Genomic DNA, 26,028 nt, shown 5'->3' with positions numbered 1-26,028 from the left:
AAGCTGATCGTTAGCCTTTTATCGCGCCATCGGCCATCCCTTTGATAAAAAACTTCTGCAGGAATAAATAAACGACGGTAATCGGAAGCATGCCTATTAAACAACCGGCTGCTACCCAATTGATATTGCTTTGAAACTGTGAAATAAACATGGAAAGCACAACGGGAATCGTTTGGACCTCTCGCTTTTGTAAAAAAAACAAGGAGAACTGATAGTCATTCCATACTTGAACTCCGATTAGGATAACGATCGTAGCTGTAATCGGCTTTAATAGTGGCAGAATAATTCGGAAGAAAATGGCAAATTGATTGCAACCGTCGATTAAGCCAGCCTCATCCAATTCTTTAGGAATGGTACTCACAAATCCTGTATATAAAAAGATCGTCATGGGAAGAGCAAAGGTCACTTGCGTCAATGAAATCGCCCAATACGTGTTTACACCGCCCATATCCACAATCAGCTTGTACAGAGGGACGAGAATCGTCAATGCAGGAATAATGAGACAAGACACACATAGCGTATAAATAAAATTGTTCCATCTGGTCCGAAGACGAGCGAGAGGATAAGATGCGATAGAGCCGATTACGACAACCAACACCAGAACAATGGCCGTTATGATCACATTATTCAAGATTGCCTTCCCCAAATGCGCTTGTTTCCAGACCTCCTCAAAATTATGCAAATTCAGAGAAAGTGGCGGAAGCCATTTCGAACTGACATCTGTTCCACCTTTGAATGACATATTAACAAGAATATAAAAAGGAAGGATATGAACAATGGCGATCAGACTCACGAAAATGACATTCAATTTATTTTTGCTCACAAGCTCACTTCCTTTTTACGAAGCATTCTTAACATAGTCAAACTGATGACGCCGATGAACAAAAACATCACATTGCCTAGCGCCGCTGCATATCCCGCGTCTTGCCGCGCAAAGTACAGATTATACATCATCGTAGACAACGATTGCGTGGCATAACCCGGACCGCCGCCCGTCATCGCGACAATGACATCGAATAACTTAAGCCCTCCGATAATATTCACGACCACGTTAACCGTAATGGATGGCATAAGCAGCGGCAAAGTGACGTTTCTAAATCTGGACAACCACTTGGCGCCATCCATCGATGCTGCTTCATAGTAATCTTTCGGAATGGATTGAAGTCCAGCCAAGTAAATAATCATCGCCACCCCCATAAACTGATAGGTATTGATGAACGTTATGATCCAAACCGCCATCGGCCCATTTGAAAGCCAGTCAACGGGGGACTGATGAAACAATGTCACAATGTCATTAATCGCACCACCGTCATATTGGAAAAAGAAATACCAAATGTATCCCATAATTAGCGGGCTAATAATAACCGGCAAATAGACGATAGTCCTTACCAGACCCTTCCCTCTTATCTGCTGATCAAGGAATATAGCGTAGGCAAGTCCGAGCACATTTTGAAATAAGGTACTCCCAAGTCCGTAAATCAGCGTATTCTTCATCGTAAGAAGTATTTTTTTGTCGGTGAACATTTGAACATATTTATCCCAGCCAATGGAATTGAAAGCAGGCGAGTAGCCGTCCCAATCTGTAAAAGAGATTCTTATCCCTTTGAATAAAGGAAAAAAAATGAATAATGCAAATAACGTTAAAGCAGGGATGTACATGATATTAATCGCGTTTCTTCGTATAGTATTCATTCTCGCTCTCCCCCATACCACCGCGAAGCGGAAAGAAATGGCCCGTGACAATAAGCTCTCTGTCACAGGCCTTTCACCTTCGCATTATTTATTTTGCAGCTGCTCGTAAACGTGTAAATTCTTTTTTCATATTTTCAGAGAATTGCTTCGCTGTAATTCCGTCTGCGATGATGTCCTGCCCGTTTTTGCACATTACGTCCCACATGCCGTTCGGCAAGTACACACGGTCAAAGTATGGCAATACGCGGACATCTTTGTACTGCTCATAGAACTTGCTCAAATCCCCAGCATTCACTTTCGTGCCTTTAATTCCGGAAGGAAGCGCATTGGAGGCAGCTACTTGCTCCGCATTTTCAGGCTTCGCGTAGTAGGCTACGAATTTTTTGGCAGCTTCGATATTTTTGGAATTTTTCCATACGCCCCATGTTGTTTTCTCACCGCCGACAAAAGTAGGCGTATCACCATCAACGATGGACGGAATAGGCATGAAACCTGCTTTCAACTGCGGATTCACTTTCTTGGCTTCTTCAATAGCATAAGTTCCGTAAAAGAGGAATGCGGTTTTTCCATCTGCCAGCGCTTTTGCATCATCATTGTATTTCGATGTTAGTACATCTTTGTTCAAGTATCCTTTTTTGTAGAGGTCATAGAACATTTGGGCAAATTTATCCCAGTTATTCCAGTCAAAACTGCCGTCCGTGAATTTAGATGCGCTGTTGGATGCGGCGCTTGCATAAAGCGGATTGGCAAAATAATCGAAATATTGACCGATCGGCCAGTTATCCGATCCGCCCATATGGAAAGGTGTCACTGTACCGTTACTTTTGGTTTTGATCGTTTCCGCTGCTTGCATCAATTGATCGTACGTTTTTGGAATATCAATATTGTATTTAGCAAGCACATCCGAATTATATACGATACCAGATTTATCTTGATCCATAGGCAGTGCGTATACTTTGCCTTTATCGTCGGTAACTGCAGGCTTAATGGCATCATCGAGCGATCCTGCCCAAGGTTGATCTTTCAAATCAGCGAGAAACTCGCCATATCTGATTTTGGCCCAACCGTGTGTGGCGAAAACATCCGGCATGTCGTTACTCGCCATCTTGACTTTCATGATGTTCTCATAATCTTTACCTGGTGCGCTGAATTCAACTTTAATCGAAGGATTTTCCTTCATGAAATTATCTGCGATCGTCTGCAAAACTTTGGCTTGCTCACCGACAACGTTCGTAGCCACCGAAATCGTCACTGGCTTAACCGCATCTTTGCTGTCCTCTTTTTTTACTTCTTGTTTCGTTTCTGTCGTTGCTGCAGGCTTGGTATCCGCTGCTTGCTTCGCCGAACCGCATGCGGATAAGATCCCCACGGATGTTGATAAGATACAAATAGCGGATATCCATTTTAATTGTTTCATGGCCTTGCTCCCCCTCTAGCTTGTGTATGTTGTAACTGTTTACATTTTTAATCCTATCACGGATGATCGCGTTTACAATAATTGAAATCTACACTGAGATTGCTATTTTCTACAATTTTCAATAAAGATTGACACCCCTCCGTCCCGGTTATATTCTTGCTCTAGAGGAAACGCTTACGAGTCAGTTTTTCTGAGCGGAACGTCAGGGAGGCCGGATCATGTCAATTATCAATTTATCTCTCCGCAGCAAATTGACTTTTATTTTTATCGTAACGATTGTTGTTCCGTTTCTTACACTCGCTATGATTTTGCCTGCTTACTTTAAACATTTGATTAGCAATGAAACACAGACACTGACTTCAGGAGCGATGAACTCCTTATCTAGAAATATTGAAACCTATTTGGATGATTTAGATCGTTTGACTTCTCTGCCTTATTATAATGACGAACTGATGCAAGCTCTTAAAATTACGGCGAATCAACCGATGAGGTCGCTCGATGATTACACAAAATTAAGGACATCTCGATCTCTAAATGGAACGCTTCCCAGTTACCTCATTAATACCAGGAAAGAGATTCTCAATACACTGATTGTGACGAGTGACGGTCAAGGCCATTTGAACACGAGATTTAACTCAGCCGATCTTATGCCCGAGTTTCCGTTTACAAAGCAGAACTGGTACAAGAAAGCGCTCGCTGCCGATGGACATGCTGCATTTATCGGCTCTCACGAGCAAGACTATTTATCCGGCGCAGGCGCTAACCGCGTCTTTTCCGTCGCACGTCTGATTAAAGACCCTGATTCTCGGGAGCCTTTGGCGGTCATATTAGCTGATGCGGATTTTGGTGCGCTTCACCAAATTATCAACGATGTGTCTTTCAATGTGAACTCGTTGATCGCCATTATGGATGAAGACAATCACCTTCTTTATTCGAGTGCAAATTTACCTGATAGCATCATTACGCAACTTTCAAGCAATCGAAGTAAAATTTCATGGGATAATCAGAATTACATAACCCTGACCAAGAAAGTGAACTCTGCTAATTGGAACATTGTCGTACTGCTCTCCGAAGCAGAAATGGCCTCCAAAATACGATGGATTTTCATCGTTGCCGTTATTGTTTCTGCGGGTGGCATTCTGGTTACGTTTATCGTCTTTCTCTATTTGACACGCTGGATTGTAACACCATTTAAACAAATTAGCGAAGTCATGAGAAAGGCTCGACTTGGAAATTTACAGGCGCGCTTTACCTCAACAGGGAAGGATGAAATTTCACAACTCGGACAATCGCTCAACAAAATGATCTACCAATTAGACGATATGATTAACCGTGAGTATAAAACGGCGCTGTCCCTTAAAAAAGCGGAGTATCAGGCCTTACAATCGCAAATCAAGCCTCATTTCCTTAACAATGTATTGACCGGTTTTATCGGCTTAAATCAAAGCGGCGAGCATCGGAAACTGGAAGAATCGATACTAGCCTTAAGCGGTATGCTTCGTTATATACTGGCCAATCATCAACAAACTACGATCGAACAGGAATTTGATATTTTGCAAGGTTATGCCATGCTTCAGAAGCTCCGTTTTGATGAGAAATTGCAAGTTCATATTCACTATGAGAAGTCGGTAGGAGCTTTTCAAATTCCCAAATTATTGATTCAGCCCTTACTGGAAAACGCAATCATTCACGGAGTTGAACCTTGTCATAGGCCGTGTACCGTTGGAATCAAGGCAGCTATTCATATTCATGAGGATACGGAGTTTATACGAATAGAGGTTCGTGATGATGGCGCAGGATTTGAGTTAGACGAAATAAATGAAATTTCATCAGGCGAGCAACATATCGGCATATCGAATATAAAAGCGAGGTTACAAATGTCTTATACGAATGCAGAGTTCAGCATACAAAGCAGACCCGATTATGGAACGACGGTCTTGATTACGATTCCGATTGAGGGGGCAAGCCTATGAAAATTGTGATAGCCGACGATGAAACTTTGGCACGGACGACCATTAAAAATATGCTGCTTGAACTCGACTTCCCAATCGATATTGTCGGTGAAGCGAGTAACGGCGAAGAACTCGTTCAAATCGCCCAGTTACAGCAACCGCAGCTAGTGTTTGTTGATATTCGGATGCCGAAATTAGATGGCCTCGAAGCTATTCAGATTAGCAAGGAGTTAACGCCCCACACGAAATGGGTTATCTTGTCCGGCTCTTCTGATTTCAATTATGCCCAACAAGCGATTCGATTGGGAGCCAAAAATTATTTATTAAAGCCTGTTGATCGAAAATCGTTATCTGCATGTGTGGAAGAAATGATGGTAGATTGCAATAAAAATTTGCTGAAGCTGAATGAGGAGTTCGAATATGCAGTCTCTTCCTATATATGGGGCAATCGATCGTTAACCGACCTTACGGACCTTCATTCCTTTCATATGTTCAGCGTACTTCTTTGTTTCGATAGCTCTTTATCCGAGCCGTTAAAACTGCAATTGATTCAAAAGTGGATGAACGAGATTCATGATTATACAAAGAAGACACTGCTTGTTAATGATATTCGGTTTGCGAAAATCATTTTGCGAGATGGAAATTATTCAATTGTCTGTGCATGGAATCCTTTGCATCAATCCCAGATGCTTAATATTCGGTCGAAGCTATTTGCTTATATGACGGAAAAAATGGCCGAATATCAAACCGATTATTTTGCCGTAACCGCTTTTCAGAGTGATCTTTGTGAACACATTGATAAGCTATTGGAACAAATCGCTCAGCTTCAAAGTCTGTCTTCGTTGCGAACCATATTCTCACATAGCGGGCTATGGTCATGGAAAGACGTGAGTTTTTATAAGCAGCACGACCTCAAATTAATTGAAATGAGCCATTGCGTAGAAAAGATAAGCCGCTTATACCAAGAGAACGACTACATGCCGTTCATGAAAGAGCTTGATATTTTGGAGAGGCAACTGCTCGCACTTCCAAAACATCAGCAGAAAATCATGAATCCATTGGGCGATTTCCTGAATATTACTATCAAAAAAATTTTTGCGGCTACTGACGATGTAAAAGAATGGATGAAAGCATTAAGGGACTTGGGTGATAAGCTGCTGATCGGATCCGCCAAGAAAGAGGTAACCCAGCATGAATTGATTCATCAAGTCCTCCGGCATATTGAGAACCATTATATGGATGATATCGGCATTCATCAAATAGCCTCTACCCTTCGTATTACTCCCAATTATTTGAGTTCTCTGTTCAGTAAGCGATGTGGAGTCACGTTCTCTAAATATGTCACTCAAATTCGTATGCACAAAGCCAAGGAACTATTAATTGCAGACCCTGGTATGAAAGTACAAGATATTGCGAAACAGCTCGGTTATTACAGCAGCAGCCACTTTATTAAAATGTTTTCGGAATTACACGGTTGTTCACCTGCACAATTTCGGGAGAAGTGTCAGGAAAAATATTGAATGGAGACGTTCCGAGCTTTATACAAAAAAGGCTGACAACCCTTAAATTCCAAGGATTATCAGCTTTTTGAGTTAGTTTAATTTCAACAGAGAAATGTCATCCATGTTTACCCAACCTGAGCTTGAATCAGGACCGGTAATATATATTTCCGCACTATCCCCTGCATTTAAAGATATATTTGAAATGGTTTGCAGGTTATAGGTCGCGTAGTTGAGGATATTTACGCTGGCTTTTACCGTTCCGTTGACTTTTATTCCGAAAACGCTACCGGGTGCTGCCGCCGCTCCCCAGCCCGATAATGTATATGTTCCTGTCGATGGAATGTTAAGCGTCTGCGATACTTTGTTAGAAGTGCCCGGATTCAGCCATGCCCTTTGCGAACCTGTATGAGAAAAGCCGCTGTTTGCCCCCGTTCCTGATGTAAACGACCAGTTTGTTGTGCCAGATTCAAAACCCGGGTTTTGAATAAGCTGATTGCTTAGCTTTAATTCAACGTCATCCAAGTTTACCCAGCCTGTGCTTGAATTTGGCCCAGTAACATATACTTCCACACTGTCCCCTGCGGTTAACGATAAATTTGACATGATTTGCTGATTGTAGGTTGTGTTGTTAAGAAGATTGACACTTGTTCTGGCTGTCCCATTAACCTTGATTCCGAATACCCCGCCTGCAGAGGCCGCAGCTGTCCAACCCGATAATGTATAAGTTCCTGTTGTTGGTATGCTAACCGTCTGCGATACTTTGTTGGAAGTGCCTGGATCCAGCCATGCCCTTTGCGAACCTGTATGAGATAAACCGCTGCTTGCCCCCGTACCCGATGTAAACGACCAGTTTAGCGTGCCTGCCTCGAAACCGGGGTTTTGGATTAAGTTTGGTAGCACATATTGTTGGGGAATCGGATCTCCCGTTGCTACAGTAGCTGTTTGACCAGTCCCAACCGTTACGTTGACGTAACTTACAGTCTTTCCATTAATTGTTTTGGTGCTTGCGGCTTGAGAAATGCCATTAACGATCAGGTTTGCATGCGAACCGTCAAACTGCGCTTCCCATGTAAGGCTACTGGGTCCAGAGTTATGTGTAAGCGTTGTTTTTACGTTGCCTTCATGTTTTACATACAGATCGTGCCCTCCCAGGGGGATATGGTTCAAGTCAACCCATGCAACCTCCGAAGGATTGCCGGAAGGAAGGCGCGGTAAAGTCGTTACCTTGTGGTTTGGCGCATCAGGCTTAATCCCCATCAAGTTTGAACCGATATGTCCAATAACCGTATAAGATATTTCAGGGTAGTCATCTCTGCTGTCCATAATTTTTTTGAGCCATTTCCATCCTTGATCGTTGCGTCCCCATGGATAGAATGTATCAGGAAGATATGAGTACGCTTCAATGTTGAAAGGGCTCATCCCGGATACGGTGCTATCCACATAGTCCAGATAGCTGTCAGTCCTGCTGCCAGGGTCGGTTATCAAGTTCATTGGCATAAACCAACTGTTCTCTTTGCCAAAGTCTGTTTTTGCCGTCCAGGGACTAACAAATCCCCTTATATAGCTGTTAGCTGAGGCAGAATACCAATTTGTGTTAAAGTACGTTTTCAGATTAGCAGCTCTTGTTTGCGTTGAACTTGAACCTGATGAATCTCCTCTGGCAGCTTGTATACCGGCATATGCTAGCAGCGCCTGGTATTGGGATGCTATTCCATCTCCAGATTCAATAAGACCTTCGCCATTCTCGTTATAGGAAGCTACTCCCTGAAATATATTCGTTGAATGTTCTTCTGCAACAGAATTGTTATTACCGTCGTGATTGGTAATGAAACCGTTTACTGAGTTTGTGTAATAATTCCACATGTCGGAATCGTTGATCCAGTTGGTGTTGCCTGTCCAAAGATATTGATTGTATGACTTTTCCGTCAACTCAAATACGGCGGGTATTTCCCTTACAAAATTGGTATCGCTTGTATAATCAGCGCCATATATAGTGCCGTCAAAACCAAAAGACCATAAAGGATAATATTTTCTTGCCGATGTCGCTGACTGGGCAAACTTCTTTAACATCGAAAAATTCTCATTGTCGAGACCCAATAAATGAGCGCCTACAGTCTGGTGGGCTACATCCCGTGAGTAAAATGCATTCCGGTACGTATAACCCGCCCAATAAGATGGGATATTGCTGCCTATACCTGTCTGAACATAGCTTAACGCTTTAGGCTTTGCCCAGTTGAACGCGTCTACTAAGTAACTGCTGGACGAGTTAAGTGTAAGACCGCTTGTTGCTGCTTTTGCTGTTGGAACCAAGCCTAAACCATTAATTAAACTAACTGAAAGCAATATACATACTACCAACATTATACTTAATGCATTCCCTAACATCCTTTTCATAGATCTATTATTGCCTCCCCCATTTGTTAATAATGCTATTGTATCTCGAATGATAGCGGTTACAATGATCGATTTCTACGATGACATAACTGTTTTCTACACTAAAAAGCTGCTGATAACCGAATCAGCAGCTTTCTATGATGGATTGATGATGGCGCCCAGTTACTTCCTATTGGGCTTACTGATCATTGTGATCATTGTCATCGTTAAGGTTGTGCTCTCTTTTATGGTTGGACGGAACAGCTGTTACGCTATGACCCGGAGGCACTTTGATGGTTGCGTAGCTTACGGCTACGCCGTTTACGACTTTGGTTTCAGCCGGTCTATAGGCCCCATTCACTTGAATATATTTGTAAGCACCTGCAAATTGCGCTTCCCAGTCGATCGGTTTTTTGCCGGAATTGTTTCTTAACGTGCTCTTGTTTACACTATCATGTCTTAAGTAAACATCATGATCGCCAAGCGATATGTGGTTTAATTCCAGCCACTGAATATCCTGCGGCAATCTGGATAAGGTCGTCAACTGATTTTGCGGTGCATTTGGTGTCACGCCCATTAAGCCCTCCACAGTTTGGCTGATCAGCGTATATGAAACCTCAGGGTAATCGCCATTAGTTCCTTGACTGTTCACTTCATGCGTTTGGCCCAAACTGCCGATGATATACTTCATCCATTTCCAAGCGGTTTCATTTTTACCATATGGGAAAAACGTATCCGGCAAGTACGTGAATGCTTCAATATTAGGTGGCGCGCTATCCGGTGTTTCGCACATTCTGTCGATCAGCTCAAGGTACTTGTCTGTCCGTTCGCCTGGTTCTGTAATCAATTTCATCGGCATGAACCAACTTGGCTCCCTCGCAAAGTCACTGTAGGATTTGCCATTCGCTTCATAACCCCGCACATAACCCGTTTGTATCCCTTTAACCCCCCAATTCCGGTTAAAGTAAACTTTTAGCTGCCAGGATTTATTCGCAAACGTTTTATAGGCGTCCAGATCACCTTTTTCTTTGGCTATTTCCGCATAAGCCAGCATCGCTTGATATTGGGAAGCAATACCGTCTCCCGCTTCCACAACAGCCTCGCCGTTCCGTTCATTATAAGTGGCCGTGCCATCGAATATGCCTTTCCCCGTACCTTCGGCGACACCGTTAGGCATTTGCCCGTCGTGGAGACCAATGAAATCTGTTACCGCTTTATTGTAATAGTTCCAAAGTGTACCATCGTTCAAATAGTTTTTGTCCCCCGTCCATAAATACATCTTGTATGCTTTTTCGACAAGCTCAAACACAGCAGGAACTTCTCTAACAAAGCTATTCGCGTTTCGATAATCCAGCTTGAAGATGGAACCGTCAAAATTAAGCGCCCACGCCGGATACCATTTTTGAGCTTCGTTCGATGTACCGGCAAATGCCTTCAGCATGGAAAAATTCTCACGATCTAATCCTAATAGATGCGCGCCCGCCATCTGATGGGCCATGTCTCTGGCGTAGAATGCGTAACGGTGCGCATAGCCCGCCCAGTAAGATGGCATATATGCCTTGATTTCAGGGGAGTTGCCAAATGTTTCATCTCTGTTGATCAGACCTTGCTTGCCCGTTCTTACATAGGATTTCGCTTTGGGTTTCGCCCAATTGAAAGCCTCTTTAATTGTCGCATTGGAAGAATCAATCGTGACTTCTTTATCGGCTTCCATACATTGCACTGTCCAAAGCTGTGTCTTGCCATGCTTCCCTGTAACCGTATACGTTACCGGTTTGGTGAAATCTTGAATCAATCCTGTTGCCGGAGATACCGTGGCCCCCTCGGAAACAGCGATCTGAGGGCTAATTGCTTTCATATTCGTTCCGTAAGGCACTTTAACTACGATCTTCTTAGCCTCGCCGTCGATCTTCGTAACGCCAGCCTGATTAGGTACTGCGAAGGTAACAATATTGGCGAGATCCGGGAGAGGATTTGTATTGCCGCTATCATACAGTAAATTCGAGTCATCAATTTCAACCCATTTATCGTTAGCGTTAATGCTGGTAAAGAACACTTCCACGCGGGCGCCTTTTTCCAGTAATATCCCATCGAGCGTTTGCATGACAGGAACGTCGCTCTTCGGCACATCGCCGATTTTTATGATGCTGCCTTCCGGGTACCTGATGCCAAATTTTGCACCGATGTCATCCGCCTTGTTAAACAAGGACTGTAACTTATAATATCCGGTAGTAGGGACGGTTATGGATTGAGACAAGAAATTAGATGGCCCGGGATCCAGGTAGGCAATGACATTCTCTCCTGCGTTATACGTAAACGCTCCGTCATAGTCCCAATGTTGCTTCTTCGCATCAAAATTGGAGTTGAGTATCAAATTTTCAGCTATGGGGCCTACCGGCTCACTCGTGACCGCTTGACCGGCTTTGCCAAACAAGTCAGGAAAATTGTCAAAATCGAATTGAAATTTGAAATCGTCCGCCTCCATCCTGTTGTTTGCTTTCAATATGCATTTTACACAAAAGAACCTCCAATTCTTTTTTAAAAGCAGGAAATGGAGGTTCTTTTACTTCGAGAAGCGTCTTTCTAATTTCTAAAGATTTACTTGCTTGAAATTCTGTACAATACAACGGCCGCTTCTGCTCGTGTCATGTTCCCTTTCGGTTGAATTAGATTTTCGTAACCTTGAATGATGCCTGCTTTAATCAATTTTGTTGCACTTTGCACGGCATAAGACGAAATATCAGATCCATCTGAGAAATTGATAAGATCATTTTTAGATTCACCTGACATACTCTTTCCAGCTGCCTCTAAGGCCCGATCCACGATGACCATCATGTCCTCTCGGGAAATCATTTCTCTCGGATTGAATTGTTCGCCATCTACCCCAGTTACGATACCTAGCTTCTTAGCTATGCCCAGCGCTTCATAGAAGTAAACAGTCGAATCTACATCGTTAAAATTCATTGTGAAATCAGCTTTCAACTTCAATCCTCTGACGAGCATGATAACAAAATCAGCTCTCGTAATCTTCTCACCCGGTTTAAATGTCGTATCCGAAGTCCCATTGATGACGCCTTGCGACGAGAGAATATCAATGGCTTCTTTCGCCCAATCATACCCGGTAAGATCATGGAATGACTTTCCTGCATTCGGTATTGGTGTTGGTGTTGGCTTTGGTGCCGGTGTTGATGCCGGTGCTGCCGGTGTTGGCGTTGGCGTTGGTGCCGGTGCCGTGCCGGTGTCGGTGTCGGTGTCGGTGTGTGTCGGTGTTATAGCAGGAACGGCTGACACACTTTGCCCAACAGGAACATTAACCATCGTATAGCTTACGGTTACGCCATTAACAGTTTTCGTACTCGCTGCTCGACGCACACCTTCAACATCAATAGAAGGATACGTTCCCGCGAATTGCACTTCCCATGTCAAGGAACCGGAACCTGAATTGTTTCTGAGCGTAGTCTTTGATGTCCCTTCATGCTTCACATCAACATCATTGTCTCCAACCATAACATGATTAAGTTCAAGCCAGCCGACCTCCCCGGGGAGTCTCGATATCGTACTAAGTCCATGAGACGGCGCATTCGGTGTAACGCCCATTAATCCCTCAATCATTTGACTGACTAACGTATAAGACACCTCTGGATAGTCGCCGTTCGTTCCTTGATCCCGATGTTCATGCGGCAAATCATATTGATCGATGATATACTTCATCCATTTCCATGCAGTTTCATTTTTTCCGTAAGTAAAGAATGTATCCGGCAAATACGTATACGCCTCGATATTCGTTGGTCTTTGCCCCTCTGTACTGGACATTGTGTCGATAAAGTTCAAATAATCGTCCGTTCTTGTCCCCGGCTCTGTGATTTGCTTCATCGGCATGAACCAGCTTGCTTCTTTACCGAAATCGCTATACGCCGTACCGTCCTTGCCATAGCCCCTTACGTAGCCGGATTTTAAGCCTTTAATGCCCCAATCGGTATTAAAATAATTTTTCAAATCCTGTGCATTCTTAGCAAATTGCGCCGCAGCAGGATCGCCTTTCGCCTCCAGCATCTTCGCGTAGGCCAGCATCGCCTGATACTGGGAAGCAATACCATCGCCCGCTTCAATTAAATGTTCGCCGCCGCGTTCGTTATAAGACGCTGTCCCGAGGAAAATATTCTCGTCGCCAGTACCTTCTGCAACGACATTCTTCTTATTACCGTCATGAAGCGAAATAAAGTCAGTAACTGCCTTGGAATAGTAATTCCAGAGTACAGGATCGTTCAAATAGTTATCATCGCCAGTCCACAAGTACATCTTATAAGCTTTCTCTACCAGCTCAAACACGGCAGGCACTTCCCGCACAAATACATCATCGCTGCGGTGGTCGAGTCCGAAGATCGATCCGTCAAAGTTCAGCGCCCATGCCGGATACCATTTCGAACTTTCATTAGCCGTTCCCGCAAACGATTTCAACATATTGAAATTTTCTGCATCAAGACCGAGCATGTGGGCACCTGCCATTTGATGTGCCATATCTCGAATATAGTAGGCTGAACGATTTGCATAACCTGCCCAGTAAGAAGGCGTATACGCTCTTATATTGAAGATGTTATTGTTCCAGCCGTACGTTTGTTCGTCACGATTCACGACCCCGGTCATCCCGGTCCGAACATAAGACTTCATTTTTACCTTTGACTTGTTGAATACTTGAACCAACTGATCGTTCGAAGAGCGGATTGTCACTTCTTTAGGCGCAATGGAACATTGTACGGTCCAAGCTACATCTTTACCATCGCGATGCACAGTATAGGTTACCGGATTCGTAAAATCCTGAGCGACAGGGCCCTGCAGCAAATTTGCCCCTTCCGAAACTGTAATTGCTGGGGTTAGCGCGGATACATCCGTTCCGTAAGGCATTTTGAAAGAAATATGATGATTGTCGGTATCGATTGCCGAGATTCCAATCTGATTCGGTACTTCGAATCCTACAATATTATTCAACATTGGACCCGGATTCGCATTGTTAATATCCGGAACAAGCGCAGCGAAAGTTACTCTGACCCTCTTGTATTCCTTATTTATGCCCGTAAAATAAACTTCAACCGTACTTCCCTTCTCAAGCCAGATATGTTCTACCTGACCATCGAGAGGGGAACTTGTTTGGGGTATATCGCTGCTAGCGATAACGCTACCGCCCGGAAAGCGAACGCCGAACGTTGCACCAACATCATGGACTCTAGGAAAGCTCGCTAACAAATTGTAATAACCTGAAGCCGGCACTTTAATAGTTTGCGATATAAAAGTAGACGGTCCCGGCTCGATCAATACAACACCATCCGTACCCCAATATTCGAGGTAAGCCCCATCATAGGTCCAGCCATGCTTATCTTGATCAAATCCGGGATTTTGGATCAAATTCTCAAGAATAGGCCCAACCGCCGAACTGACTGCTGGCTGTCCTTCTTTGCCAAACAAATTAACCGGCGTCACTTCAAATTTCACAAATTTCCCTTTGAGACTATGGTCAGGCGCAAAAGTAATGTTTGATTGCCCAACTATTGGCACATATGCACCATTCACTGTATCGGAGACGAGCCATCTAAAATGTGTAGTTCCCTCAAGTTGACCATCAGGACTAGAATATGCATAATTTCCCGTCAAAGTCTGATCCACCCACGCATTGCCGCTGACTGAAAGGTTTGATGCTGACGGAGGCAGATTCACAAACTTATCGAAATCAAATTGAAAATTGAAGGAATCCGCTTGAATCCCAGAACCGGCAGCAGTCAGGTAAACCTCAACTTCGTCGTCTGTATTCAGCACGATGTCATTAGCTACTATCGAATATGTATCTTCGGTAACGGACGCACTTTTAATGACTGTGCCTCCGGCTTTTCTGACACCCAAAGTTCCCCCACCTGCTGAAGCCTTAGTGGAAGCAGATAACTTATAGGGGCCGGTAAGCGGAACTTTAATTTTTTGTACAAGCTCGTTGCCGTCATCCACGTAGACCGCTTTATTCACTGTAGAAGAACTGCTCTGTTGAACAATACTGACACCGTTTGTATGTTCCCATTGATTCAAGTCCGCATCGAACTCGGAATTTCGGACAAGATTCACCTGTTTGCTATCGTCACGCAATAACTTAACATCATCAAAATTCACCCATTGACTTCCACCAGTCACATAAACCTCTATTTGATCGCCTTGTAACAAGTTTAAGCCAGGTATTTCGTATTTTGTATGCGCAGAATTGTTTGCTAACACAATATTTCCAAGATCGCCGCCCCCTGTTTTACGGATACCTAAAGTACCTCCTGCTCCCCCAGTTGCAAACCACCCCGTAAACGTATACGTTCCCGTAACCTGAATAACCACTTGTTGGGATATGCGATTGCTGCTCCCCGGATCTAACCAAGCCTGAACGTTGCCGGAATGAGGGTAATTCGTGGCAACCCCCGTACTTCCATCAAATTTCCATCCTGCTTTTTGAGCCTCAAAACCAGGATTTATAACCAGATTTTGCGAATAAGCCATTGCATGTTGAATCGGATACAAGCATTGCGCTATTGGAGCAATTAAAAAAGCTAAAATCATAACAATGGATATCCATTTTTTTCTATGCATGTTTATCTCCTTTTATTAGGTTTCAGTAAAGATTAAGTTAGCCCTTCAGCCCTTCACAGCCCCGGATGCCATACCTTGAATGAAATAACGCTGTAAAAACAAATAAACGAATGTAATCGGAACGGCTCCTAATAGCGAGCCGGCTGCAACCCAGCCGATGTTGCTGTTAAACCGTCCAAAAAAGGCGGATAGCGCGACAGTGATGGTGCGTGTATCCGGCTTTTGCAGAAAAAAGACGGAAAACGAAAAGTCGTTCCATATTTGTACGCCAGTCAAAATGATGACCGTTGCCGTAATCGGTGTTAACAGCGGCAAGATGATCCGGTAAAATAGCGAAAACCGGCCCGCACCGTCGATCATCGCCACCTCGTCAAGCTCCGCCGGAATGGAGTCAATGAATCCGGTATATAAAAATATCGTAATCGGCAAATAAAAGGTAACGTGCAGCAGGATAATCCCCCAAGAGTGGTTTATGCCCCCTATATCAACCATAACTTTATAGAGCGGCACAAGAATCGTTAGCGGAGGGATGATTAAACAGGAAATAAATAAAGTATAGATAAACTTGTTCCATTTTGTTCGGTACCTTGCAAGCGGATAGGCTGCAATCGAACCTAGAAGAATGACCAGTACTTCAGCTGCGAAGGTGATCGTCGTATTATTGATGAACATACGGCCGAGATTCGCTTCATTCCAGGCATTCGTAAAGTTATCCAGGAACAAATAACCCGGTGGGACCCACTTTGAACTCAGATCATCTGCCGCTTTAAATGAAGACGTACATAAAATGTAAAATGGGAGGATGTGAATGATACAGATGATCAGTGCAATCAGATTGAGCAGCCGGTTTTTCTTTTTCAAGCTGCAACCTCCCTTCGCCGTAGGAAGAACAACGCCGTGATACTAATGATCGAAATGATCACAAACATCAGATTTCCTATCGAAGCAGCGTAACCCGCATCCTGTCTACCGAAATATAGCTGATACATCAAAGTGGATAGCGAAGCGGATGCATATCCCGGTCCACTGTTGGTCATCGCCGTAACGACATCGAACAGCTTAAGCCCGCCAATCAAGTTCAGTACGATGCTAATCGTAAACGACGGGGCGAGAAGCGGCCATGTCACGTGGATAAAACGCGCCATAGCGCCTGCGCCATCAATGGTTGATGCTTCATAGTAATCTTTCGGAATTACTTGTAACCCGGCCAGAAAGATGACCATGGCAACGCCCAAATACTGGTATGTATTCACGAAGGTGATGATCCAAACATTTAATTTCGGATCTCCCAGCAGATTTACGGGCTGTGAACCGAAGAGTTGAATCATGTCATTGATGGCCCCGCCATGGTATTGAAAGAAGAAATACCAGATGTAGCCCATAATGAGCGGACTGATGATCACCGGTAAGTAGATAATTGTTCTCGTAATTCCTTTGATCCGAAAACTCATATTCAGAAATAACGCATAAGCCAACCCGATAACGTTCTGAAGAACGGTGCTGCCAACACCATAAATAAACGTATTCAAGATGACCTTTCCAATATCGGGATCCGTCAGCATGCGGTTGTAATTGCCCAGTCCGATCCATTTGAAATCTTGCGAATAGCCATCCCAATTTGTAAACGAGATTTGAATTCCCTTCAAGAAGGGATATAAAATAAATAGGCAAAACAGCATCAACGAAGGCACATACATCAGATTTACAACAGCAGGAGAATTGATCCAACGTTTGAACACGTTGCGCTTAGTTATCTTTGGAGCGGAATCGCTGAGTGTACCTATTTGAAAATCGGTCATCCTGCTACCTCCAATTGCTTTTTTTGCATGAAAAAGGGGGAGGTCCTGACTCCCCCTTGATTGCATAAGATCTACTTGCGCAGTCGTTCAACCTCTTGCTTCATTTTGTCCGAGTATTGCTTTGGCGTCACACTGGCGCCCAGCATGGCTGTACCCGTTTTGCACATCACGTCCCACATGCCGTTCGGCAAGTAAACGCGGTCAAAATATGGAAAGACGCGGACTGAAGCGTATTTGTCGTAGTACTCTGTAAATTCATGCTTCGATTCAACACCCTTGAGTCCTGGCGGCAATTTGGTCGTATTCGCAATTTTCTCCATGTTCTCTTTCTTCGCAAAGAATGCAACCAGCTTCTTCGCTTCGTCTAACTGTTTGCTGTCTTTCCAAACGCCCATTGTATAACGTTCGCCGCCTGAGAAATTAGGCTCGTCGCCTGCTACCATCGAAGGTACCGGCATAAAACCGATCTTCACATCTTGCTTGATTTTATGCACCTCGTCGGCAAAGGTCGGACCTTGCAGCGCGAAAGCTACCTTACCCTGTGCAAACTGCTGCGGCAAGTCGCTGTATTTGGCGGAAAGCACATCTTTATTCATGTACCCTTTATTAAACATATCAAGGAACTTCTCAGGCAGCACATCCCACTTCCGCCAGTCGAATTTGCCATCCAGCAGGTTTTGCGCATCATTTTGCTGCGGGCTAATGAACGCAGAAGTAGCGAAATAATCGAAAAATTGACCGATCAACCAATCATCAACACCCGAAAAATAAAACGGAGTGACAGTGCCGTTACTCGCTGTTTTAAGTTTGTCCGCTGCTGCCATCAGCTCATCGAAAGTTTTTGGCGGCTCAATGTTATATTGCTTGAGCAAATCCGCGTTATACGTTAAGCCGTCTTTGGCCTCTGCCAAAACGAGCGCGTACAGCTTGCCGTCTTTGTCAGTTACGACGTTTTTGATCGTATCTGTCAGCTTAGGCGCCCATGGCTGGTCTTTCAAGTCAGCCAAATACTTGCCATAACGGATGATTGCCCATCCATGCGTATCGAACACATCAGGCATGTCGTTAGCGGCCATTTTAACTTTCATAATATTCTCATACTCGGAACCAGGGAACTGCAGATCAACGTCCACATTAGCGTTTTCCTTGGAGAAATCCTCAGCAATTTGTTTATATACATCTTGAATGGATTTGAGCGTCACTGAACTGTATACGGTTACCTTAGTCTTGTTGCCACCGCTGGATGTCTGATTTCCGTTTTCCGGTTTAGGAGTCTCTTTCGGTGCTTCCGTTTTCGCAGGGCTAGCACTTTCCGGCCGCTGCGAGCACCCTATGAGCGAAATAGAGAAAATCAAAATAATTGCGATTAAACTTAACCAGGTTTTCTTCAATTGAGCGCATCCCCTTTTCAATTTGTACTTTACTTAAATACAGGAAGCCAATTTCCATGTGCTTCGATGAGGTCATCACACATTGCGACGATATCATCGATAGACAGCTCAGCAGATGTATGCGGATCCAGCAATGCCGCATGATAGATATGTTCCTTTTTCCCAGTCATTGCCGCTTCGATCGTAAGCAATTGCGTATTGATGTTCGTCCTGTTCAGAGCAGCGCATTGTGGCGGCAGGTCTCCGACATAAGTCGGCGTCACACCGCTTGCGTCGACCAGGCACGGCACTTCTACGCATGCTTCCTTCGGCAGGTTGGTAATCAAACCAGTATTCATGACGTTTCCGCCGATTTTGAACGGATTGTTCGTTTCCATCGCTTCGAAGATGTAAGATGCATATTCAAGCGTTCTCGTATGCGTCAAGCTTTTATTGCCAACAAGCTCTTCACGCATCGTTTTCCAGCGATTGATCTGGTTGACGCAGCGGCGTGGATATTCATCCAAAGGAATATTGAATCTATCAATAAGCTCCGGATAATTTCGCTTGATAAAATACGGATGGTACTCGGCATTGTGCTCGGATGATTCCGTAATGTAGTACCCGAAACGAAGCATCAGCTCAAAACGAACCATATCGTCATGGATTTCTTTTTGTTTCTCCCGAGCGCGTTGTTTGATTTCAGGATATAAATCGACGCCATCTTTCGTAACTTCAAGCAGCCATGCCATATGATTGATACCGGCAATTTTCCACTGCACACCCGTGTGATCCATACCTAAATGATCAAAAATATGCGGCACACATACTTGAACGCTGTGGCACAAACCAACCGTTTTGACACCGCCATACGTGTTCATCACATTGGTCAATACCGCCATCGGATTCGTGTAATTCAAGAACAGGGCATCCGGACAAACTTCCTGTATATCTTTTGCAAAATCAAGCATCACTGGGATTGTACGCAGATTACGGAATATCCCCCCTATACCGATAGTATCGGCAATCGTTTGGCGCAAGCCGTATTTTTTCGGGATCTCAAAATCGGTAATCGTACACGGATCGTAGCCGCCGACTTGAATCGCATTGACAACGAAAGCGGCGCCCCGCAGCGCTTCTTTGCGGTCGGTATAAGCTTTCACCTTGCAGGTGCTGCCCAGAGTTACCTTCAGGTTGTTCAGCATATTTTCGGAGTCCTTCAAACGCTCCGCATCAATATCAAACAGCGCCAGTTCGAAGCCTTGAAGCGCCGGTGTGAGCATGCAGTCACCCAAAACGTTTTTCGCAAAGATGGTGCTTCCAGCACCTAAGAAAGTAATTTTTGACATGTAGATTTCCTCCTGATTGATATCTCTAGTTTTTTTTACAACTTCTATCCTTTTATTCCCGTATTCGCAAGCCCATCCAAAATATATCGTTGAGCTATAAAGAAAATGATGAGCGGTGGAATGCAAATCAAAAATGTTGTAGCCATAATCGATGTCATATCGACTCCAAAGTTTCCTTTAAACTGGCTAAGTCCAAGCGTTAATGTATACTTGCTCTGATCATTCAGAAAAATTAACGGTCCGAGGTAATCATTCCAGCTGTTCATCATTTGAAATACGCCGACTACAATGAGTGATGGAACCATTAAGGGAACAAATATATTCAAGTAAATTTGAAATGCGTTCGCGCCATCGATCGTTGCGGCCTCTTCAAGTTCTTTGGGAATACTCATTAAAAACTGTCTCAACAGAAAAACAAAATAGGCGGATCCAAACCAAGTAGGAATAATAAGCGGTTTTAATGTGTTGATCCAGCCTAACATATTAAATTCCATGTAAAGAGGAATCGCAGTTACGTCCCAAGGAATCATCATGGTTGAGAGAAGAATGATGAACAGAACATTTCTACCTTTAAATGAAAATCTTGCGAATCCATAGGCGACTAATGAAGACGAAATCAGTTGTCCGATTAGACCAAATCCGGTTACCGCCAGCGAATTTTTCAAAAATGTATTAAAAGGCATAACAGTCCAAGCATAAACGAAATTGTTCAGCTCAATTTTTGATGGTATCCAAATGGGCGGGAAAACAAACGTTTCCGTCGGTATTTTCACAGCGGTTAAAACCATCCAGAAAAAAGGAGCGACAAACAAGATGCAAAAGAAAATAAGTACTGCATGAATAAATATTTTTTTTGTCATTAGCTTAGTCCCCCTTTCTTGCTGTTCTTCATTTCGGCTTCATAGTAAACCCATGTCGAGGAGGACTTAAATACCAATAACGTAAGAATAAGTACAATGACGAACATAAACCATGCGTTAGCAGCGGAGTAGCCCATTTTAGAAAACTTAAACGCATTTTCATACACATACATCGCATAAAAATAGGTGGATTCCAATGGACCGCCTTTTGTTAGAAGAAGCGCTAAAGTCAGTTGCTGGAACGCGCCGATTATGGAAGTGATTAAATTAAACAAGATCGTTGGCGTTAACATTGGAATCGTAATATTGCGAAATTGCGCCAATCTCCCAGCCCCGTCAATCCTAGCTGCTTCATAAAGATCGCCTGGGATATTCTTCAATCCCGCAAGGAAAATCAACATCATTGCACCTTGTCCCCACAACCCGGCAAACACAATTGTCAGCAGTGACCACTGCGGGTCGTTGAGCCAGTGCGGCCCTTCGATGCCAAACAAAGAAAGGAAATAATTAAGTATGCCGTACTCCCCATCCAGAACCCAAGTCCATATCATAGATAGTGCAACGCCAGATATGACCGTAGGCAAATAAAAAATGGTCCTGTAAAAGGAAAGACCTCGAACTTTTTGATTCAGCAGCATGGCTAGCATCAAGGACAGCGCTATATTGATCGGAACCAAAAGCAGAGCAAACTTCAAAGTCACCTTAAACGCCATCCAAAACCGCGGATCTTGTGTAAACATGTTCATATAGTTTTGCAGTCCAATGAACTTTGGAGTCCCTACAAGCGGCCAATTATAAAAACTAATGACAAAAGAAAAAACAAGCGGACCTAACGTAAATGCGAAAAAACCGAAGATCCAAGGGGAAATAAAGAGGTAGGGAGTTAGCCTACCCCTCTTTTTCTTCTTGGACACCAAGCTTAAGTTGGCTTTAGTCTCCATGTTCCTATCCCCTAATCTGTTATTTCAGAAGCTGCTCCGATTTTTTAACTGCATCATTCAATGCGCGTTCAGCCGTTGTTGTTTTCAGCAATACAGCGCCGATTGCAAAATCCAGGTTTTTATCGATTTCGCCCCAATTTTCGCGGATCAAGAACGAAGGTACGTCGCTAGAATTTTCAAGCATTGCATAGAACGGTTTGATTAGCGGATCTTCTTGTGTTTTAAGCTCTGTTACAACTGCTTTAATAATAGGCAAGTCTGCTTTACGCATTTTAGCGGCATCGGCATCGGCATAATATTTGATAAATCTCCACGCGAGATCCTTATGTTTGGAATCTTTCGTCATCGCCACGCCAGCCGAGTGAATGACACCTTTTACAGGTTTGCTTCCAAATGCCGGAATCGTAACCGTTCCGATATCGATGCCAGCTTTTTTAAATCCTTCAAGCGGCCAAATGCCCGACTCTACCATCGCAACCTTCCCGGCTTTAAAAGCATCCGATACTTTGTCGCCATTCTCCATCGTTGCCATGACATTGCTATTTACTAAATCTCCAAAAAGTTGAATCGCCTCAACCGTTTCTTTGCTGTTCATAAAGCCTTCAAGTTTTTTGCCATCCGGACTAATGAGAGCACCACCGTTACTCCAGACAAATTCTTGAAATGCATAGCCGTTATCTTTGGTAGCACGGGCAAATGCGTATTGCTTTTTATCCTTATTCGATAGTTTTACGGCGCTGGCTTTGAAATCATCCCACGTCCAGCCGTTTTTCGGATAGCTGACGCCCGCTTCATCGAACAATTTTTTATTATAGTACATTACCCTTGTCGTAAAGCCTACCGGAAGTCCGTAAGTAGCTCCATTGTATTTGTGATAATTCAAAATACCTTGGTAGAAATCGCCGACCAGTTTGCCCATTTCCGGATCGTTCTTAACGAAAGTATCCAGGGGTTCCAAAGTCTTGCTGTATTTCGGATAATCCCACATATATGTAACGTCCGGCGGATTTTGAGCACCGAATGATGCGGCAAGTTTATCGTCAAATCCATCGCCGTAAGCTTCTACCTGAACTTTGATATCTGGGTTTTTCGCTTCGAACGCTTTAGCGATATCTTGCTGGTATTTCAAGCTATCCCCTGTGTCCCATGTAGCAAATCGAATGGTGACCGGATCTTTTTTGCCGGTCGCGTCGCCGCTTTTCGCCACTTCAGTGCTCTTAGGCGCTTCAGTGCTCTTGGTGTTATTAGCCGTGTTGTTCGTGGAATCTCCGCATGCTGTTAAGAAAAGACTGCTTGCCATAACTGTAGATAAAATAAGGCCAAACTTCTTTTTCATTCGTAAACCCTCCCCATTTTGTTTGTTATTACTGTGAGTCCGCTTACATGATAACCATCATTTTTTGAAACTCACCCTTGCTCCCTTCGTGTTAGCCGTATAGCCTTTAGAAAGGCTCAATTGGTTTAGTAAACATTTATTGATTGGCTACGCTTTCATTTTACTAATATATGCGATAATTTGCAATACTATTTACTAAAATAATTCATGGATTCAATTTCGACTCCTCAACCTTCGTTTTCTACGGTCTTTTTACCGCAACCAAGTAATGTTTGAAGGATTGAATTGCAAACAGGTTCGGGTCAAATCTGTAGCTCTCCGTTAAAGGAACGACATACGTTCGGTTCTCCTTGTCCGATACCTCGCTGACGCCGAAATGATATCGACTAAATGATTGAACCATTTGAAAAGGCGCATCGGGATTCAAGTAGCGCGCAGTCCTAATGAACTCGTTAGGGTCCGTTCTCTCATAAAACAGCACGTAAATATACGGCATATTCACTTTATCCGTAATGTAGATGTCCCCGGGCGCCACTTTTGACGCATATTGAATCGCCTCACCAAAGGATTCATAAAACAATCCGCTCAACTGAGCCGGATATTTAGTAAAATACTCATGCGAAAAAAGCATGAATTGAACAGCAAATGCCGCTATCGTTACATATACGGTCCACGTCTTCCATCTTTTTAATTGCCAAATTCCGTTCGCAATAAAAAAAATAGCCGGATACAACAAAATGTTCATCCTGTTAATATTTACTTTGATCACGAAAGATAAAAGCACGGCTGAAAAAAACCAGGCAACGATCACGAAAACTGCCGTTTTATTCATCTCGGCTTTGAACAAGTCTCTCAAGGCGTAACCAAATCCTAGCAATAGAAAAGGCAAGCCAAACATATAAAAAAGACCGTAACCCGGGATCGCATTCCAGAGCAGTCCATCGCTCTGATTGAGCAGCAAATTTACGAATGCAGTCAAATTACGCAAGGATTGCTCCAACAACTGGCCGGAAAACAGCGTGGAAATATCATCGAATCTCGGAGTGCCTGTCAATCTGGGCACGACAAATAGACCTGTGTCCAGCGACTCAAGTTTGAATTTATTGATCATGACGAACAAAAAGATCGGGATTGAAACAGCTGCAAATAGTGCAAGCCCAAACGCAGCTTCAATACTGCTTTTTAGCCATTTCGTTTTTAGTGAATAAACCGTAATAAAGAATAGAAAAACAGGAACAAAAAAATAAGAGGTGCCGTAAGCGTATAGCGCTGCGCCGAATAGCAGCATAGAGATTGGCAAATACAATTTCTTTTCGGCAGAATGGAGTAAAAAGTAAACGGCCATTAGAAAGACCGTAGGAAATATATTCGATTCCAGCGCCCAACGCGACATCATGATATGCCATGGGGAAATCACCAGCATAAAGAGTGTGACGAGAGCAAATCTACGATCAACGATTTTTTTCGCTGCCCCGTAGAAAAAGAGAAGTCCTAGCAAACCGAACAAGATGCTGACACCCCTTAGTGAAAGAGGTGTCAGCCCAAATAACCAGATCAACGGCATAGCTAAATAAGCATACAGGGCATTTTGCCCGCTCCCCCATGATACGAGATGAACCGGGTTATGGAACCCGTTTCTATCTATCCCATAGTGAAGCAGCGCGTATGCATCATATCCGATAGACGCTTCGTCTTGGTTAAGACCTGGCGGAACTTGGTCAATACCCGCGACTCTAACAGCCATTCCAATTGCAAACAGGAGAACCACGAACCAGCGGCTTGCCAAGAAACGTTGCATCATTCATCTACCCCGCAGCTTTTTCTGATCATAAGTCTCGTAGGAATTGTTACATGCAACGGCAGTTCGCGCCCCTTGACGCGGTCTACCATTAACTTCACTGCGGTTACGCCCATTTCTTCCATGTGCACCTTAATGCTCGTTAAAGAAGGCGTCACGAACGAGGCCAGCTGAATGTCGTCAATACTGACAATAGCAATATCTTCAGGAACCGAATAATTGGATTCGCTTATTGCCTTCAGCGCCGCAATCGCCATCGGATCGCTGCCGATCAGAAAAGCGGTAGGCATATCCCCCGCCTCCAGCGCCTGTTGCATAAGCTGATAACCAACCTCGGCGCGCCAATCGCCTATAAACACATAATTGGGATTGAACAAGCCAAGTTCGTTCAAAATGATTTCAAATTCCATTTGGCGCGTATCCGTATTGTATGCTTTGCCTTCCGAAGTCCGGATATAACTGATTCCGCCCATGTAACCGATCTTCCGATGGCCGAGTTGAAGCAAATGATTCACGGCTTGCCTCGTCGCTTTACGCAAATCGAACATGACCGAATCAATGCTGTCGCTCAGCACGGAATCGATAGAAACAATATTGCTTGTACTGGTCGAATTGCTGATAAGGTCGATATGCACGTTGCCGATTACGAATAATCCATCCAGTTGATGAGCTTCAATGTTGATATTGGAGTCATCCGCAAACCGGAACACTTTATTGATCGTAATCCCCTGTTTCACGCACTCGTTCTCAATACCTTGCCTGATGGACAAATAGTAAGGGTCCGAGTACTCCATTTGCTCCGAACACCAGATCAGAAGTCCGAATTTCAGTTCCTCCATTTGATTGGAATCATTTTTCAGTTTCCGCTCTATTCTGCGATATTGCAGCCTTTTTGCAATTTCAACAATCCTCTGCCGTGTTTCTTCCGGTACGCTGAAAGTCGTGTCATTGTTTAATACTCTGGACACCGTGGCAGAGGAAACTTGAGCGATCTTGGCGATATCTTTAATAGTGGCTATGATCATCA

General features: G+C 43.8%; 17 protein-coding genes. 2 read left to right on the top strand and 15 right to left on the bottom strand.

Annotated elements, in window-relative coordinates; genetic code table 11:
• Positions 1 to 10: 10 nt before the first annotated feature.
• From ACFQZT_RS25685 to ACFQZT_RS25675, 3 genes are all read right to left on the bottom strand, one after another.
• The gene (locus tag ACFQZT_RS25685; RefSeq protein ID WP_379304549.1) at positions 11 to 823 is read right to left on the bottom strand and encodes a carbohydrate ABC transporter permease; all 813 of its coding nucleotides are present in this window, start codon (positions 821 to 823) and stop codon (positions 11 to 13) included.
• Positions 820 to 1,692 (bottom strand): carbohydrate ABC transporter permease, encoded by an 873-nt coding sequence (locus tag ACFQZT_RS25680; RefSeq protein ID WP_379304547.1) that lies wholly within the window; start codon positions 1,690 to 1,692, stop codon positions 820 to 822. Before ACFQZT_RS25680 ends, ACFQZT_RS25685 begins: the two co-directional genes overlap by 4 nt.
• A gap of 88 nt (positions 1,693 to 1,780) precedes the next feature.
• Positions 1,781 to 3,109, bottom strand: coding sequence for an ABC transporter substrate-binding protein (locus ACFQZT_RS25675; RefSeq protein WP_379304545.1), 1,329 nt, complete (start codon positions 3,107 to 3,109; stop codon positions 1,781 to 1,783).
• A 218-nt stretch (positions 3,110 to 3,327) separates the two neighbouring features.
• Between ACFQZT_RS25675 and ACFQZT_RS25670 the strand changes: the two genes are divergently transcribed.
• Positions 3,328 to 5,082, top strand: a complete 1,755-nt coding sequence (locus tag ACFQZT_RS25670; protein WP_379304543.1) for a cache domain-containing sensor histidine kinase — start codon at positions 3,328 to 3,330, stop codon at positions 5,080 to 5,082.
• A complete protein-coding gene (locus tag ACFQZT_RS25665; RefSeq protein WP_379304541.1) occupies positions 5,079 to 6,581 on the top strand; it encodes a response regulator in 1,503 nt (500 codons plus the stop codon). The genes ACFQZT_RS25670 and ACFQZT_RS25665 overlap by 4 nt, the downstream gene beginning before the upstream one ends.
• Before the next feature lie 72 nt (positions 6,582 to 6,653).
• Here the strand turns inward: ACFQZT_RS25665 and ACFQZT_RS25660 are convergent, their stop codons facing one another.
• From ACFQZT_RS25660 to ACFQZT_RS25605, 12 genes are all read right to left on the bottom strand, one after another.
• A complete protein-coding gene (locus tag ACFQZT_RS25660; protein ID WP_379304539.1) occupies positions 6,654 to 8,957 on the bottom strand; it encodes a COG1361 family protein in 2,304 nt (767 codons plus the stop codon).
• A 178-nt stretch (positions 8,958 to 9,135) separates the two neighbouring features.
• Positions 9,136 to 11,439: a DUF5018 domain-containing protein gene (locus ACFQZT_RS25655; protein WP_379304537.1), complete on the bottom strand. Its 2,304-nt coding sequence runs from the start codon at positions 11,437 to 11,439 to the stop codon at positions 9,136 to 9,138.
• A gap of 95 nt (positions 11,440 to 11,534) precedes the next feature.
• Positions 11,535 to 15,548 carry an S-layer homology domain-containing protein gene (locus ACFQZT_RS25650; protein WP_379304535.1) on the bottom strand — a complete coding sequence of 1,338 codons (4,014 nt, stop codon included), beginning with the start codon at positions 15,546 to 15,548 and terminating at the stop codon, positions 11,535 to 11,537.
• 45 nt (positions 15,549 to 15,593) lie between these two features.
• Entirely contained in the window at positions 15,594 to 16,409 is an 816-nt protein-coding gene (locus ACFQZT_RS25645) for a carbohydrate ABC transporter permease (protein ID WP_379304533.1), read from the bottom strand.
• Positions 16,406 to 17,245, bottom strand: a complete 840-nt coding sequence (locus ACFQZT_RS25640) for a carbohydrate ABC transporter permease (RefSeq protein ID WP_379304654.1) — start codon at positions 17,243 to 17,245, stop codon at positions 16,406 to 16,408. Before ACFQZT_RS25640 ends, ACFQZT_RS25645 begins: the two co-directional genes overlap by 4 nt.
• Before the next feature lie 173 nt (positions 17,246 to 17,418).
• Entirely contained in the window at positions 17,419 to 18,738 is a 1,320-nt protein-coding gene (locus ACFQZT_RS25635) for an ABC transporter substrate-binding protein (RefSeq protein WP_379304531.1), read from the bottom strand.
• Positions 18,739 to 18,767: 29 nt separating this feature from the next.
• Complete coding sequence (gene melA / locus ACFQZT_RS25630) at positions 18,768 to 20,066, bottom strand: alpha-glucosidase/alpha-galactosidase (protein WP_379304529.1); 1,299 nt, start codon at positions 20,064 to 20,066, stop codon at positions 18,768 to 18,770.
• A gap of 44 nt (positions 20,067 to 20,110) precedes the next feature.
• A complete protein-coding gene (locus tag ACFQZT_RS25625; protein ID WP_379304527.1) occupies positions 20,111 to 20,926 on the bottom strand; it encodes a carbohydrate ABC transporter permease in 816 nt (271 codons plus the stop codon).
• Positions 20,926 to 21,867 carry a carbohydrate ABC transporter permease gene (locus tag ACFQZT_RS25620; RefSeq protein WP_379304525.1) on the bottom strand — a complete coding sequence of 314 codons (942 nt, stop codon included), beginning with the start codon at positions 21,865 to 21,867 and terminating at the stop codon, positions 20,926 to 20,928. Before ACFQZT_RS25620 ends, ACFQZT_RS25625 begins: the two co-directional genes overlap by 1 nt.
• A 19-nt stretch (positions 21,868 to 21,886) precedes the next feature.
• The gene (locus tag ACFQZT_RS25615; RefSeq protein WP_379304523.1) at positions 21,887 to 23,203 is read right to left on the bottom strand and encodes an ABC transporter substrate-binding protein; all 1,317 of its coding nucleotides are present in this window, start codon (positions 23,201 to 23,203) and stop codon (positions 21,887 to 21,889) included.
• 241 nt (positions 23,204 to 23,444) lie between these two features.
• Positions 23,445 to 25,004, bottom strand: coding sequence for a glycosyltransferase family 39 protein (locus ACFQZT_RS25610; RefSeq protein WP_379304521.1), 1,560 nt, complete (start codon positions 25,002 to 25,004; stop codon positions 23,445 to 23,447).
• On the bottom strand, positions 25,001 to 26,026 hold the full coding sequence (locus ACFQZT_RS25605) for a LacI family DNA-binding transcriptional regulator (RefSeq protein ID WP_379304519.1): 1,026 nt from the start codon (positions 26,024 to 26,026) through the stop codon (positions 25,001 to 25,003). The genes ACFQZT_RS25610 and ACFQZT_RS25605 overlap by 4 nt, the downstream gene beginning before the upstream one ends.
• Positions 26,027 to 26,028: the final 2 nt, after the last annotated feature.

The sequence above is a fragment of the Paenibacillus sp. GCM10027628 genome, from assembly GCF_042676385.1.
In the GTDB taxonomy this organism is placed as follows: domain Bacteria; phylum Bacillota; class Bacilli; order Paenibacillales; family NBRC-103111; genus Paenibacillus_E.
This window is presented reverse-complemented; position numbering and strand designations above follow the sequence as displayed.

Excerpts from the sequence above, each read along its gene's own strand:
- ACFQZT_RS25680 (WP_379304547.1), bottom strand. The coding sequence starts at position 1,692 with ATGAATACTATACGAAGAAACGCGATTAATATCATGTACATCCCTGCT.
- ACFQZT_RS25675 (WP_379304545.1), bottom strand. The coding sequence starts at position 3,109 with ATGAAACAATTAAAATGGATATCCGCTATTTGTATCTTATCAACATCC.
- ACFQZT_RS25670 (WP_379304543.1), top strand. The coding sequence starts at position 3,328 with ATGTCAATTATCAATTTATCTCTCCGCAGCAAATTGACTTTTATTTTT.
- ACFQZT_RS25665 (WP_379304541.1), top strand. The coding sequence starts at position 5,079 with ATGAAAATTGTGATAGCCGACGATGAAACTTTGGCACGGACGACCATT.
- ACFQZT_RS25660 (WP_379304539.1), bottom strand. The coding sequence starts at position 8,957 with ATGAAAAGGATGTTAGGGAATGCATTAAGTATAATGTTGGTAGTATGT.
- ACFQZT_RS25650 (WP_379304535.1), bottom strand. The coding sequence starts at position 15,548 with ATGCATAGAAAAAAATGGATATCCATTGTTATGATTTTAGCTTTTTTA.
- ACFQZT_RS25640 (WP_379304654.1), bottom strand. The coding sequence starts at position 17,245 with ATGTATGTGCCTTCGTTGATGCTGTTTTGCCTATTTATTTTATATCCC.
- melA (WP_379304529.1), bottom strand. The coding sequence starts at position 20,066 with ATGTCAAAAATTACTTTCTTAGGTGCTGGAAGCACCATCTTTGCGAAA.
- ACFQZT_RS25625 (WP_379304527.1), bottom strand. The coding sequence starts at position 20,926 with ATGACAAAAAAAATATTTATTCATGCAGTACTTATTTTCTTTTGCATC.
- ACFQZT_RS25620 (WP_379304525.1), bottom strand. The coding sequence starts at position 21,867 with ATGGAGACTAAAGCCAACTTAAGCTTGGTGTCCAAGAAGAAAAAGAGG.
- ACFQZT_RS25615 (WP_379304523.1), bottom strand. The coding sequence starts at position 23,203 with ATGAAAAAGAAGTTTGGCCTTATTTTATCTACAGTTATGGCAAGCAGT.
- ACFQZT_RS25610 (WP_379304521.1), bottom strand. The coding sequence starts at position 25,004 with ATGATGCAACGTTTCTTGGCAAGCCGCTGGTTCGTGGTTCTCCTGTTT.
- ACFQZT_RS25605 (WP_379304519.1), bottom strand. The coding sequence starts at position 26,026 with ATGATCATAGCCACTATTAAAGATATCGCCAAGATCGCTCAAGTTTCC.